Origin of the sequence: Anaerofustis stercorihominis, assembly GCF_005844425.1 — a bacterium.
GTDB lineage: Bacteria > Bacillota > Clostridia > Eubacteriales > Anaerofustaceae > Anaerofustis > Anaerofustis butyriciformans.
The window spans coordinates 1-13,412 of the sequence record NZ_SPHL01000001.1; the positions used below are offsets into that span (position 1 = coordinate 1).

A 13,412-nucleotide genomic window follows, 5' to 3' on the forward strand; every position below is an offset into this window, starting at 1 on the left:
ATTTAAGCTGGGGTGTTTTTAAAAAAGTAATAATAGATAATAATGAAGACAGTAAATTTAAAACATATTTTGAAGATATGATAAAGAATTCGGGTTATGAGTTCGATAATTATGAATTTATGTTTTATACGATATTAGAACTCGTTAATTCAACATGTCACAATGTAATTTTATATAATGAACCTGTATACCTTGATGTATTAAAGAAATATTTATATAAAGATATAAAATCTATAATAGATAATCATATAATTAAAAAAGACCTTTAGGGTCTTTTTTATATAGATAAGTTGTTGACTACTTATTTAAAAACATATATAATTTAAAATAAGTTTTTTTATTTGGAATATCAAATAAAAGTAAAGATCAAACGAGGTAATATATGAATAAAAATAAAGATGTAGTTATTAAACTCGAACACATTAATAAGAAATTTGGAGAAAAAGAAGCATTAAAAGACGTTACTTTTAATGTAAAAAAAGGAGAAATTCTCGGTTTTCTCGGACCTTCGGGAGCAGGTAAAACAACTTTAATAAAAATTCTTACAGGACAAATAACATCGGATCTTGGTATAGCCGAAGTTTTTGGAAAAGAATGTATAAAACTTCAAAACGAAGATTATGAAAAAATAGGTATGGTTCTTGATGACAGTGGTGTATACGAAAGACTTACATGTTTTGATAATATACTTCTTTTTGCTGATATTTATGGTATGTCAAGACAAGATGTTCATGATATTTTTGATAAAGTAGATCTTGCTGACGATAAATGGGAAAAAGCGGGAAATTTGTCAAAAGGTATGAGACAAAGACTTGTAATAGCAAGAGCAATTTTACATAGACCGGAATTGCTTTTTTTGGATGAACCTACAAGCGGTCTTGATCCTTTGACTTCTCAAAAAATACATAATTTATTGTTTGAGCTTAGAGAAAAAGGAACGACAATATTTTTAACTACGCATAATATGGAAGAAGCTACGAAATTATGCGATCACGTTGCTCTTCTTAACGAAGGTGTAATTGTAGAATACGGAGTTCCCGATGAACTTTGCAGAAAATATAATGATAGAAACGAAGTTACAATGTTATTAAAATCAGGCGAAGAAGTTATTTATCAAAATAATAGTGAATATGCAGATAAAATAGCTAATCACTTTAGAAATAATGAAGTTGTTTCAATTCATTCATCAGAACCAACTTTGGAAACTGTATTTATTTCACTTACGGGAAGGAAGTTAATATAATGAATAAAACTAAGAGCAAAAATAATTCGTTTAGAAAAATAAAAGCCATATTTATAAAAGAATTTAAGGATGCATTTAAAAGTAATAAAATAGTATTTATGTTTTTACTTTTCCCTGTTTTTACGTATTTTTTGGCATTTGTAATGAAAGGTAATGCAGGATCAAATCCTTTAATATTTTTAATGATGCATATATCTATGGTTCCTGTTATGGTTACGGCTGCATTAATTGCGGAAGAGAAGGATAAAAATACTTTAAAAGTTCTTATTTTATCAAACGTAAGACCTATGCAGTATTTGATTGGTGTGGGAAGCTTTGTTTTTATTATAAATATAATTACTTCTTGTTTATTTTTACCTTTATTACATTTACAACTTGTTTTTATACCTAAATTTTTGATTGTAATTTCAATAGGTATGCTTTGTTCTACCATATTGGGGGCAATTGTTGGTATGATAGTTAAAGGAGGAGCAAATATAGCCGCAGCTACTCTTCCTGTTTCAATTGTATTTGCGATTTTTCCTTTATTAGCATCAGGTTCTGGAAATCCCTTTTTGGCAATGGTGGCAGAATTGTTATACAGCGGCCAGCTTATAACTATAATATTTGACGTAGCAAACAATTTTACTTTTATAAGGTTGTTAATAATGATATTAAATGCAATATTCTTCTTAATTGTATTTACTTTGGTATATAACAATAAAAAATTATCAGATTAAAAAAAGCACTTTAAAGTGCTTTTTTTATACTATATTGTCTATTTTAAAATTAATTATTTTTTTTAAATCTTCTATATTTACTTCTACTTGATATCCAACTTTTCCTGCAGAAAATATTATTGTTTCAAAATCTTTTGCTGTTTCATTTATAACAGTTGTAAAAAACTTTTTCATACCAATAGGAGAACATCCACCGTGTATATACCATGTTAAAGGCAGAAGTTCTTTTTCTTTAATCATTGATATTGATTTTTCACTAACGCTTTTTGCGGCTTTTTTAAGATTTAATTCTTTATTTACAGGTATTACAAAAACATAATGCTCCTTGCTCTTTCCTACTGTAACAAGTGTTTTAAAGACTTGATTTTCATTTTGGTTTAAAGATTTTGCAACATCGTTTCCGCTTAAACCTTGATTAGGATCATATGAATAACTTTTATAGTTAATTTTTTTTTGAGATAAAATTCTCATTACATTTGTTTTTTCACTCATAATTTACCTCTTTTATATAAATTAATAAGTATATTATAATGAAAATTTTTATATATTAAAGATAAAATTAAATATTTATATGCTTTACAACATTTATATTTTATGTTATAGTGTATATACACGAAAGGAAATTTTTATGAAAAGTAAAGGATGTTATTGTATTAATTTTAGAAGGGCTGCAAATAGCATAACAAAATATTATGATGATTATTTAAAAGAAAGTTCTCTTACTTTAAATCAGTTTTCTTTAATAAAGAATATTTTAAAAATACAGCCGGCTTCAATAAGTGATATAGCATCTAAGGTAAGACTAGAAAGGACAACAGTTGTAAGGAATTTAAAAACTTTGTTTAAGGAGGGGCTTATAGAAGATATTTCAAAAGAAAACGAGAGAAATAAAAAAGTTATAGTTACCAAAAAAGGAAAAGAAGTTTTGGATATTGCCATACCTTTATGGCAGGAGGCTCAAGAAAATATTGAAAAAATTTTAGGAATGGATAATTATAAAAAGTCTCTTGAAATTTTTAAAGTAATCGAAAATTTATAAATATAATATAAAGGAGATAAAAAAATGTTTTACGAAGAAAAACAAATGGAAGAAAAAGCTTTAATGGAAACTGCTGCAAAAATGTGTGCTGCTGCAAGAACAGCTCCAAAAGCAAAAGGGGTTGATAATATTATCACATTGGTTCTTACAGGAAGTGAAAAAAATGCTCTTGCAGACAAAATGGATGAAGTTTATCTTAGAGAGTTTGGTGAAACTGAAGGACATTATGTAAGAGATGCGAAAAATTTAAGAGCATCAGGTGCAGTTGTTTTAATAGGAGTAAAGAAAGCCTATACAGGTCTTGACCATTGTTCATTCTGTGGTTTTAAAAACTGTGAAGAAAATAAAAATCATGGAGGAAGATGTGCTTTTAATACTATAGACCTTGGTATAGCTATTGGTTCTGCAGTTTCTGTTGCTGCTGATAACAGAGTTGACAGCAGAGTAATGTTTTCTATAGGTAAAGTATTTGAAGAAATGGATTATATAAAAGAAAAAGATATATTATGGCAAGGTATTCCAATCAGTATAAGCGGTAAGAGTCCTTACTTCGACAGAGTAAAGAAAAAATAAAAAGACAATGTATATTGTCTTTTTTTATTGTTTCGATTTTCTTAACCAATATTGATAGAGAAAATATTTTATTTTATAATATCTTATGTATTAATGGAAGGTTTATTTATGAAGAAAAAATGTGATGAAAATATAATAAAGGAGTTTAAGGATTATAAGAATGTTCTTTCTGCTTTAGGGGATCAAACAAGGCAGGCTATAATAATTTATATGATGATAAATTGTGATGGCAATGGTTTTAGAGTAGGGGAATTATCTGATAAAGTATCTGTTTCAAGAACATCTATATCACATCATTTAAAAATATTAAAAGAGAATAAAATTGTTGATATGAGAAAAGAAGGAACGAAAAATTATTATTATATAAATAAAGAAAGCAGTAGCTTAAAAACCTTAATTAACTTATTTAAAGATTTGGAAGAATATATTAAATAAAGGAGATAAATATGAAAAAAGTAAACAATATATATTTTAGTCCTACATTTTCTACAAAAAAAGTCGTAGAAACAGTTGGAAATACCATAAGTGATAATACTTTTAATTTAGATTTATCAAAAAAAGACGAAGATTATTCAAAGTATGAATTTAATGAAAATGAAATTTGTGTAGTTGGAGTTCCATCTTTTGGAGGAAGAGTTCCTTCAACTGCAAGTGAGAGAATAAGTAAATTAAAGGCAAATAATACTCCTTGCATAATAATTACTACTTATGGAAACAGAGCTTATGAAGATACTTTAATAGAACTTAAAGATATTCTAAGTAGTGAAGGATTTAAAGTTTTTGCCGCAATGTCTATTGTATGTGAACATTCAATAATGAATGAATTTGCAAAAGGCAGACCTGATGAAAATGATGTAAATGAAATAAAAGATTATGCTATAAAAATAAAAGAAAAAATTGAAAGTAACAATTTTGAAGAAATTGAAGTACCTGGTAATAATCCTTATAAAAAATATGGTGCTATTCCAATGGTTCCAAAAGCAGATAAGAACTGTATAAAATGCGGTAAGTGTGCAGATGAATGTCCTGTTGGTGCAATTGATTTTAATGAACCTGATAAAACAGATAAAGATAAATGTATTTCTTGTATGAGATGTATAAAAGTATGCGACTATAATGCAAGAAGTTTAAATAAAGTTATGTTAATGGCTGCAAGAAAAAAACTAAAAAAAGCATGTGAAGGCAGAAAGGAAAACGAACTTTTCATATAATAATGGATAATAAAAAAAGATGTAAGTGGGTAGATTTAAAAAGCGAAATTTATATAGCTTATCATGATAATGAATGGGGTGTTCCTGTTTATGATGATAGAAAACTTTTTGAAATGCTTATTTTAGAGTCTTTTCAAGCCGGTCTTTCATGGATAACAATACTTAAAAAAAGAGAAGCATTTAAAAAAGCATATGATAATTTTGATTATAATAAAGTTATAAATTATGATGAAGATAAAATAAATGAACTTTTAGAAAATAAAGATATAATAAGAAATAAAAACAAAATAAAATCATCAATATCAAATGCAAAAATATTTGTAAAAATACAGGAAGAATACGGGAGTTTTTCTAATTATATATGGTCTTTTACAAATGGAGAAATAATAAAAAATAAAGATGATAATTTTAATACAACAAGTCCTCTTTCAGATAAAGTTTCAATGGATTTAAAGAAAAGAGGAATGAAGTATGTCGGAAGTACTATTATTTATTCATATCTTCAAGCTATTGGAATAATAAACGACCATGAAATAGATTGTTTTAAATATAAAGGTTAAGAAAGTTATTCTTTCTTAACCTTTTTTTCTATACATTCTAAATCATAAATACTTGGAGAATAAATAATATTTCCCATATAATCAAATCTTGAACCGTGACATGGACAGTCCCATGTTTTTTCATCAGGATTCCACGAAAGTTCGCAGTTTAAATGAGGACATTTGCTTGGAACTATATAACAGTTTCCTTCTTCGTCTTTATATACTCCTACTTTTTCTCCTTTATATTCTACTATTCCTCCATGACCTAAAGGAAGAGCTTGTAAGGTAGTATCCGGAATATTTAAAAATTCTTTTCCTATTCCTTTTATTGAATAAGGACCTTCTTTAATTATAGATTTTTTTATTCCTTTTGTATCAAATCTTTCGGGAGAAAATATACTGTCTTTATAATCAAACCCTTTAAGTATCATATCACTTATTATATTTGCAGCAACCATTGAAGATGTCATACCCCATTTATTAAATCCGGTAATTACATAAATATCTTTAAATGCTTTTGAAAATAAACCTATATAAGGTACTTTGTCAATTGTCATACAATCTTCACTTGCATAATGCCCTATTTCTTCAAAGCCTGGATATAATTTTTTTATTTCTTCTCTTAGATTTTGATATTTTTCTCCTTTTTTGTTTTCCCCGCTTCTGTGTTTTTCTCCTCCAAACAATAATATATCGTCGTAACCTCTAAAAGAGTATCCTTTTTCATCCACATTTAAATATATATCTTTTAATTTTTTTGTATTTTTTAAAATTAAAAAGTATGAAAGTTCTTGGTGCATTCTTAAAAAATAATATCCCGGAACATTTAAAAAAGGAAAAGAACATGCAAATATTATTTTATTTGCTTTTATTTTGTATCCGCTGTCTGTAAAAAGAGTTTTTCTTTTAGCTTTTACTTCTTCTATAAAAGTATTTTCGTATATTGTAAGGTCTTTTAATATGTGTTTTATAAATTTAAATGGATTGAATTTTCCTTGATTTTTATATTTTATTGCTCCTTTGAATTTTAAAGGAAGAGAGCTTTCTTCTATATACTCGCAGTCAATATCGCATTTTAAAAGAGCATTATATTCTTTTATTAATTTGTTTTCATCTTCTTTTGTATATAAATAAGCATTGCATTTTTCAAAATCGCATTCTATATTTTCTTCTTTTATTATATTCTCATATTCTTCTATTGCTTTTTTATTTAAATATGCATATTCTCTTGCTTTTTCAGTGCCAAAGTTGCTTATTAGTTCTTCATATATAAGTGAATGCGCAAGAGTAATTTTTCCCGTTGTATAAGCCGTAGTTTTTTGGCATATTCTGTCTTTTTCAAAAATAACTGCTTTTATTCCTTGTTTTTTTAACTTATAAGCAGTAAGAATTCCTGATATTCCTCCCCCTATTATTGCAACATCTACATTTATGTTTTTATTTAATTCTTCATACATCGGTAAGTTAACGGTGTTTTCCCATAATGAATTCATAATAATACCTCTAAATCTATTTTTTATATATTATTGACAATTATAGGAAATATATAAGGTCGAAAAATAAAAAATAAGAAAAGCTGTTTTACAATTTAAGATTTATAATAAAATAATGAAAAATTTATATATAAAATTTTAATTATATATACAAAAACATATTAAAAATTAATATAATATAATAACCCAATAAATATCGAAAGGATTTAAAATGCAGGAAGAAAAACTTGTTTCATATATGTTGGATTTGGGGGAAATGCTTTTGACTTCTGGAGCTGAAGTTAGTAGGGTAGAGGATACTTTAAACAGAATAGGAAAAGCTTATTTATTACAAAAAGTAGATATTTTTACAATAACTTCTACTATTATTCTGACTGTTAAATTTTCAGATAGTAATATAATTACTCAAACAAGAAGAATAAAAAAATATGAAACAAACCTTGAGCAAGTTGAATATGTAAATCAGTTATCAAGAGATATATGTGTAAAAACATTAAGCATTAATGATTTAAAAAAAGAAATAGATAAAATAAGGAATACTAATAAATACAATAAAAAACTTATATTTCTTTCTTATGTTTTTGTCTCAGGCGCTTTTTCAGTATTTTTCGGTGGAAGTTTAATGGATAGTATTGCTTCCATGATAACCGGAGGGGTAATGTATTTTACGGTAAATGCATTAAATAAACTTAATATAAATAATTTTGTAACCAGCCTTCTTTCTTCACTAATAACCGCTCTTTGTGCTGTTGTTTTAAACAGTATAGGTATAGGTGAAAATATAGATAAGATTATTATAGGAAATATTATGCTTCTTATTCCCGGTCTTACTCTTACATCTTCATTAAGAGATATGATAAACGGGGATATTATTTCCGGTCTTCTTGGAGTTTTGGAATCAATTTTAAAGGCAATAGCTATTGCAATGGGTTTTGCTTTTATATTAATTCCTATAGGAGGTTAAAATGTTACAAGGTATTATACAGATAATTATGGCGGTTATAGGTTCTCTTGGTTTTGCGATTTTATTTAACATAAAAAGAGATAAACTTTCTATTATAGGTATTGGTTCTGCCATAGGCTGGATTTGTTATTTGTTTTTCTTTAGTTTTAACGCAAATAAAGTTATAACTCTTTTTATAACAACAACCATACTCTCTTTATTTTCGGAAATTTTAGCAAGAAAAATAAAAACTCCCGTTATTGTTCTTTTGGTTCCAATACTTATACCTTTAATTCCCGGAGGAGATTTATACTATACTATGTATAATCTGGTAACGGGCAATATGGATAAATTTATATATTATTTTTCTCTTGTAATGAAAGAAGCTGCGGCTATATCTTTTGGAATAATCATTATTACGTCAATAATGCAGATATTTACAAAATTTCAACGATATAAATTAAAATAAAAAATCATGCTTATGCATGATTTTTTTATATTTGTCTTGGTATTTTTTTTGTTTTAAATATTAAAATCAACGTTATAATAAAAGTCGTTATTTCAGCAAAAGGAACAGCCATCCACATTCCGTTTAAATCAAAGAATAAAGGAAGAATTTTTAAAAACAGTATTAAAAGTATAAAGGATCTAAGAGATGTTATAACCGCTGAGTATTGACCTTTTGCATAGGAAGTAAGTCTTACTGCCGTAAAAATACTAAGTCCCGAGAAAAAGTATCCTATGGAATATATTCTCATTCCCATTACACCTAAGTTGTATACATTTGTTCCTTTTGTTGCAAAAAATGATACTGCCAAAGGAGCAAATATAAAAGATATTATATATAAAACACTTGGTATAATGCTAAAAAATCTATATGAATATTTTTCCAGTTTAATAAGTACGTCTTTATTTTTATTTCCATAATTATAACCAAGAAGCGGAGATATACCCATTGAATATCCGGTATAAATACCAAGGAAAATAAATTGTACGTACATTATTATAGAAACAGCAGCAACACCGTCATCTCCTGCATATGTAAGAGCTGTTTTATTAAAAACAACAGTTGTAATTGCTATTGCAAGCTGATTTATAAATTCAGAAGAACCATTTATAATGCAAGGAGGTAGAAAGTTTAATTTTATTTTTTCTATTTTAAATTTTATATTATTACTATATTTTATAAAATAAATTATTCCCAAAATCATTGAAAGGATAAGTCCAAGTATTGTTGCTATTCCTGCCCCAAAAATTCCAAGTGACATTTTACCTACAAATATATAATCGAGAATAATATTTAAAACACCTCCCGATGCCGAAACTATAAAACTTATTTTTGGGTTTCCGTCAATTCTTATAAAATAAACAAAAATTTCTTTAAGCATAATGGCTATTGTTCCAAACAGCCAAATTTTTATATATATCTTACAGTAATCTAACGTTATACTTGTTGCACCGAGAAAAACTAATATATCCGATAAATAAAGAAGTATTACCCAGGAAATAATAATTCCTATTATTAAGCTTGAAACAATACAAAATTGAAACATTTGATTTGCTTTTGTTTTGTCGTTTTTTCCAAGATATATAGAAGAAAGAGAACTTCCTCCTACCGCAAACATCATTGCAATTCCGGTTAATAAATTAACTATTGGATATACTATGTTTATTGCAGCAAGTGCATTTGTTCCTACATATTGTGAAACGTATATACCGTCTACTATTGTATATAAAGTAGTAAATAAAGCAGTAAGATATGTTGGTATTATAAATTTTAAAACCTTATAGAAATTTATATTTTTTATATCCTTAAACATTAAAATATTTTTCATTTTTCCACCTCGAAGTAAATTATAAAGTTTAAACATAGTTTAAGGTCAATGGTTTTTATGATAAAATATATTAAAACTTTTAGGAGAATAAAAATGAAAGATGTTTTTTCAATAGGAGATATATCTAAATTTTTTAATATTCCAACTTCAACACTTAGATTTTGGGAAAAGAAGGGGTTATTGTCTCCAAGAAAAGAAGATAATAATTACAGGGAATATTCCCTTCCTGATTTAATGAAAATATCCGATATTGTTTTTTATAAAAATTTGGGAATTCCTTTAAAAGATATTTTAAATTTAAAAAATAAAAATATTATAGAACAAGAGTTTTTTTGCAGTGAACATTTAAAAGAACTTGAAAGTCAAAAAGCATTGATTAATAGACAAATACAAAGATTAAAACAACATCAAAAAGCTTTAAATATAATAAATGAACTTAAGGATAAGGATTATATAATTGCTGATATAGATACTGAATGTATTGTATCCTTTGAACTTACACAAAAAGAAAAAATAAAAATGTATATAAAAAATCCATATTTATATTCCAGAGTTCAACATTCAAATGCTACCGATAAAGAACAAAGGGGAATAACCGTAATAAAGCCGAAAAATAATAATGATATTATATGGCAGAAAAATAACGATAAATATGCCGTTTGTTTGATGAAAGAAGAAGTAGTAAAAGATTATCCAAATAACCTTAATAGTCTTTTATCAAAAGTACAGAAAAAATACGAAACAGGGTATATTATAAGCAGATTTTTAACTTCTGCAAGGGAAGAAAATAAAATATATGATTTTTATAAAACTTATATTGAAATAAAAAAAGAGATTGATTAATCTCTTTTTTATTTATTTAGAAGATAGTTTGCCGTATTTTCATCTGTTATTAATTTATTAACATATCCGCTTTTAACTGCAAGATAAATTGCGAACATTTTGCTTTCTCCACCTGCAACAGCTATTTTGTAAGGTACTTTTTTATAAACATCACTGCTTATTCCTATAATTCTGTCAAGTATATCTAAAGCTCCTTCGTTACCGTCTCTATCTAAGAATATTGAAGAAACAATATCGCAGCATATATCTCTTTGTTTTAATTCTTTTAAATCTTCATCTTTAAAGTATCCTGATTTATGTATTGTTGCATTGTCGTCTGCAGGATTACCAAGAGATGTTATAACGCAGTCTAATTTTTTATACATATCGAATACTTCTTTTATTGAACCTTCATTTATTATTATGTCTTTGAATTTTTTATTGTCTACTATGGAAGGCGCAAGAAGCACCATTGCTTTACTGCCGAATACTTCACCTATTTTTGCGGTAATTTGATTTGAATGACGGTCTATTGATACATTCCCATATCCTCCAAGAAGAGAAACAAAAGTTTTTTCAGGGTATTTTATGTCACTTTCAATATTAATATGACTTAAAGTGTTTCCCCAGCCTATACCTATATTATTATATTTTCTTACCATATCTTTTAACTCTTCACCGGCACCGTCTGCAAGAGAACGAGTTAATTTTTTACTGTCTTTAAAATATGGAACAACTTTAAAGTCTACATTAGGATATTTATTTTTTAATGCTTCCTCCAAATCGTTTAAAGGAGTAAATTCTTTTATTTTTATTTCGACTATTCCTTCATCTATACATCTTTTAAGTGCTCTTGATATTCCTATTCTTGAAATACCCATGCTGTCCCCTATTTGCTTTTGGGTCATGCCGTCAAGATAGTACATTTTTGCTATTTTTGAAAGGGTATTATTATCTAACATTTTTTTCTCCTAAAATTATAAAAGTGGTTGACATATAAAATCTTTTATTATATAATACGGTTGAAATTGAACATATGAGCATTTAAAGTGTTCATATGAACAAATAAATATTAACATATCAATTAAGTGATGTCAATAAAATATAAATATTTTTAAGTTTCTTAGGAGGAAAAAAAATGCAAGGTAAAATGAAAGCTGGCAGACTTCATGCTATCAACGACATAAGATGTGACGAAGTGGATATTCCACAAATAAAAGATGACGAAGTATTACTTAGAGTATACTGTGCAGGTATATGTGGTTCTGACTTAGGTAGAGTTTTCTCAACAGGTACATATCACTTCCCTACAACACTAGGTCATGAATTCGGTGGTGAAATAGTTGAAATCGGTAAAGGTGTAAAAGACCTTGACTTAAGAGAAGAATTAAAAGTAGGTCAAAGAGTTGACGTAAACCCTATGACAGGATGCGGAAAATGTAAAGACTGCTTAAATGGTAATATAAATTTATGTGATACATACGGCTACACAGGTTCAAGAAGTGACGGTGGTTTTGGTCAATACGTTGCAGTAAAAGCTACACAATGTTATGTATGTCCTGATGACTTTAGTTGGGATATGATTTGCCAAATCGACCCTGCTGTTATTTCATTACACGGTGCTTTAAGAGCCGGTATCAAAGTTAACGATGCAGTTGTAGTATTCGGTACAGGTCCTGTTGGATACTATATGGTACAATGGGCAAACATCTGCGGAGCAAGAATGGTAATCGCAGTTGACATTAAAGATGAAAAACTTGATTTAATTAAGAAAGTAGGCGCTACTTATACAATTAACTCATTAAATATGACAAATGAAGAAGTTGTTGCAAAAATTAAAGAATATACTGGTGAAGATGGTCCTGAAGTATGTATAGAAGCAGCAGGTTCTCCTATAACATTTAACCAAGCATTACAATGCTTAAAGAAACACGGTACATTTACATGTATAGGTACTCCACACGGAGATGTAAATGTTCTTGATAAATCTTATGATAAATGTATTTTAAGAAAAGAACTTACAATAAAAGGTTCTTGGTGCTATAACTTTACACCTGAATATGAAGAATTCTGTGCAACAATAGATGCTGCTAAGAAAGGTTTACTTGACTTAACATCAATTATTTCTCATAGATTTAAAGTTGATGATGTAAAAGATGCATTTGAATTAATTGAAAGAAAAGAATTCTTTAACAAAATCGTAATTACACAAGATGGTTACGAACCTGGAAAATAGTTTTTAATTAAAATAAAATATAAATAAAATTTAAGGAGAAAATTAATATGTTAACAAAATACGAATTAGCAAGAGCAAATGACCACTCTTTATTAAAACCACAATTAACTTATGATGAAGTAAGAAAAGGAATCCAATTCGCAAAAGAATGGAAATGTAGAACTGTATGTGTTACTCCATCAAGAGTAAAAATGGCTTATGATATTCTAAAAGGTTCTGAAACAGCAGTATGTGCATGTGTTGGTTTCCCAAACGGTGCAGAACTTACAGAATCAAAAGTTGCTGATACTCAAAGAGTATACAACATGGGTGCAACAGAAGTTGATATCGTACTTAACGTTTCAGCTTTAAAATCAGGTGATTATGATACAGTATTTAACGATGTTCATGCAGTAGTAAATGCTTCTCCTGCTAATATCAAAGTTATCTTAGAAAACTGCTTATTAACAAAAGATGAAATCGCAAAAGCTTCAAGAATTTGTTCTGATGCTGGTGCTGGATTTGTTAAAACATCTACAGGTTTCTCATCAGGTGGTGCTACACTTGAAGATATCGCAATCATGAAAGCAAATATCGATACAACAAGAGTTCAAATTAAAGCTGCCGGCGGTATTTCAACAGTTGCTGATGCTGAAGCATTCTTAAAAGCTGGTTGTTCAAGACTTGGTATTTCAAGAACACAAGCTATGTTTGATGAAATTGACGCAGCAAGCAAATAATAACTTACATTTTTCCTAATATATAAAAAAAGAAGAG

General features: G+C 27.6%; 16 protein-coding genes and 1 pseudogene. 13 read left to right on the forward strand and 4 right to left on the reverse strand.

The genetic code is table 11. The annotated features are described in order from the left end of the window. The 3 genes and pseudogenes from FGQ49_RS10260 to FGQ49_RS00010 all read left to right on the forward strand — a co-directional run. Positions 1 to 269, forward strand: a pseudogene (locus tag FGQ49_RS10260) (TetR/AcrR family transcriptional regulator); the annotation flags it as partial. A 113-nt stretch (positions 270 to 382) separates the two neighbouring features. Continuing rightward, positions 383 to 1,243 carry an ABC transporter ATP-binding protein gene (locus FGQ49_RS00005; RefSeq protein WP_138267863.1) on the forward strand — a complete coding sequence of 287 codons (861 nt, stop codon included), beginning with the start codon at positions 383 to 385 and terminating at the stop codon, positions 1,241 to 1,243. Next, positions 1,243 to 1,962, forward strand: a complete 720-nt coding sequence (locus FGQ49_RS00010; protein ID WP_138267864.1) for an ABC transporter permease — start codon at positions 1,243 to 1,245, stop codon at positions 1,960 to 1,962. The genes FGQ49_RS00005 and FGQ49_RS00010 overlap by 1 nt, the downstream gene beginning before the upstream one ends. 24 nt (positions 1,963 to 1,986) lie before the next feature. On the opposite strand, the gene ybaK is transcribed toward FGQ49_RS00010, so the two are convergent. Beyond that, positions 1,987 to 2,454 (reverse strand): Cys-tRNA(Pro) deacylase, encoded by a 468-nt coding sequence (gene ybaK, locus FGQ49_RS00015; RefSeq protein WP_138267865.1) that lies wholly within the window; start codon positions 2,452 to 2,454, stop codon positions 1,987 to 1,989. Positions 2,455 to 2,590: 136 nt separating this feature from the next. Here ybaK and FGQ49_RS00020 point away from each other — a divergent pair, with 136 nt between their 5' ends. The 5 genes from FGQ49_RS00020 (at position 2,591) to FGQ49_RS00040 (ending at position 5,345) form a co-directional block, all read left to right on the forward strand. Beyond that, complete coding sequence (locus FGQ49_RS00020; RefSeq protein WP_138267866.1) at positions 2,591 to 3,001, forward strand: MarR family winged helix-turn-helix transcriptional regulator; 411 nt, start codon at positions 2,591 to 2,593, stop codon at positions 2,999 to 3,001. Positions 3,002 to 3,025: 24 nt separating this feature from the next. After that, positions 3,026 to 3,574, forward strand: coding sequence for a ferredoxin domain-containing protein (locus FGQ49_RS00025; protein ID WP_138267867.1), 549 nt, complete (start codon positions 3,026 to 3,028; stop codon positions 3,572 to 3,574). A 108-nt stretch (positions 3,575 to 3,682) separates the two neighbouring features. Then, positions 3,683 to 4,009, forward strand: coding sequence for an ArsR/SmtB family transcription factor (locus FGQ49_RS00030; RefSeq protein WP_138267868.1), 327 nt, complete (start codon positions 3,683 to 3,685; stop codon positions 4,007 to 4,009). 11 nt (positions 4,010 to 4,020) lie between these two features. Then, positions 4,021 to 4,785 carry an EFR1 family ferrodoxin gene (locus FGQ49_RS00035; protein ID WP_138267869.1) on the forward strand — a complete coding sequence of 255 codons (765 nt, stop codon included), beginning with the start codon at positions 4,021 to 4,023 and terminating at the stop codon, positions 4,783 to 4,785. A 2-nt stretch (positions 4,786 to 4,787) separates the two neighbouring features. Next, positions 4,788 to 5,345 (forward strand): DNA-3-methyladenine glycosylase I, encoded by a 558-nt coding sequence (locus tag FGQ49_RS00040; protein ID WP_138267870.1) that lies wholly within the window; start codon positions 4,788 to 4,790, stop codon positions 5,343 to 5,345. A gap of 5 nt (positions 5,346 to 5,350) precedes the next feature. Here FGQ49_RS00040 and FGQ49_RS00045 read toward each other — a convergent pair whose 3' ends face one another. Further along, positions 5,351 to 6,820 carry an FAD-dependent oxidoreductase gene (locus FGQ49_RS00045; protein ID WP_138267871.1) on the reverse strand — a complete coding sequence of 490 codons (1,470 nt, stop codon included), beginning with the start codon at positions 6,818 to 6,820 and terminating at the stop codon, positions 5,351 to 5,353. A gap of 211 nt (positions 6,821 to 7,031) precedes the next feature. Here FGQ49_RS00045 and FGQ49_RS00050 point away from each other — a divergent pair, with 211 nt between their 5' ends. Then, on the forward strand, positions 7,032 to 7,784 hold the full coding sequence (locus tag FGQ49_RS00050) for a threonine/serine ThrE exporter family protein (protein WP_138267872.1): 753 nt from the start codon (positions 7,032 to 7,034) through the stop codon (positions 7,782 to 7,784). Between the two features lies 1 nt (position 7,785). Then, entirely contained in the window at positions 7,786 to 8,232 is a 447-nt protein-coding gene (locus tag FGQ49_RS00055; protein WP_138267873.1) for a threonine/serine exporter family protein, read from the forward strand. 25 nt (positions 8,233 to 8,257) lie between these two features. Here the strand turns inward: FGQ49_RS00055 and FGQ49_RS00060 are convergent, their stop codons facing one another. Beyond that, complete coding sequence (locus FGQ49_RS00060; protein WP_138267874.1) at positions 8,258 to 9,598, reverse strand: MATE family efflux transporter; 1,341 nt, start codon at positions 9,596 to 9,598, stop codon at positions 8,258 to 8,260. Positions 9,599 to 9,691: 93 nt separating this feature from the next. Here FGQ49_RS00060 and FGQ49_RS00065 point away from each other — a divergent pair, with 93 nt between their 5' ends. Further along, positions 9,692 to 10,441 carry a MerR family transcriptional regulator gene (locus tag FGQ49_RS00065; RefSeq protein ID WP_138267875.1) on the forward strand — a complete coding sequence of 250 codons (750 nt, stop codon included), beginning with the start codon at positions 9,692 to 9,694 and terminating at the stop codon, positions 10,439 to 10,441. An 8-nt stretch (positions 10,442 to 10,449) separates the two neighbouring features. Here the strand turns inward: FGQ49_RS00065 and FGQ49_RS00070 are convergent, their stop codons facing one another. Then, the gene (locus FGQ49_RS00070) at positions 10,450 to 11,382 is read right to left on the reverse strand and encodes a sugar-binding transcriptional regulator (RefSeq protein WP_138267876.1); all 933 of its coding nucleotides are present in this window, start codon (positions 11,380 to 11,382) and stop codon (positions 10,450 to 10,452) included. 176 nt (positions 11,383 to 11,558) lie between these two features. Between FGQ49_RS00070 and FGQ49_RS00075 the strand changes: the two genes are divergently transcribed. Together FGQ49_RS00075 and deoC are read left to right on the forward strand one after the other, a co-directional pair. Next, a complete protein-coding gene (locus FGQ49_RS00075) occupies positions 11,559 to 12,656 on the forward strand; it encodes a galactitol-1-phosphate 5-dehydrogenase (RefSeq protein WP_138267877.1) in 1,098 nt (365 codons plus the stop codon). 47 nt (positions 12,657 to 12,703) lie between these two features. After that, the gene (deoC, locus tag FGQ49_RS00080) at positions 12,704 to 13,375 is read left to right on the forward strand and encodes a deoxyribose-phosphate aldolase (RefSeq protein WP_138267878.1); all 672 of its coding nucleotides are present in this window, start codon (positions 12,704 to 12,706) and stop codon (positions 13,373 to 13,375) included. The last annotated feature ends 37 nt before the right edge of the window (positions 13,376 to 13,412 follow it).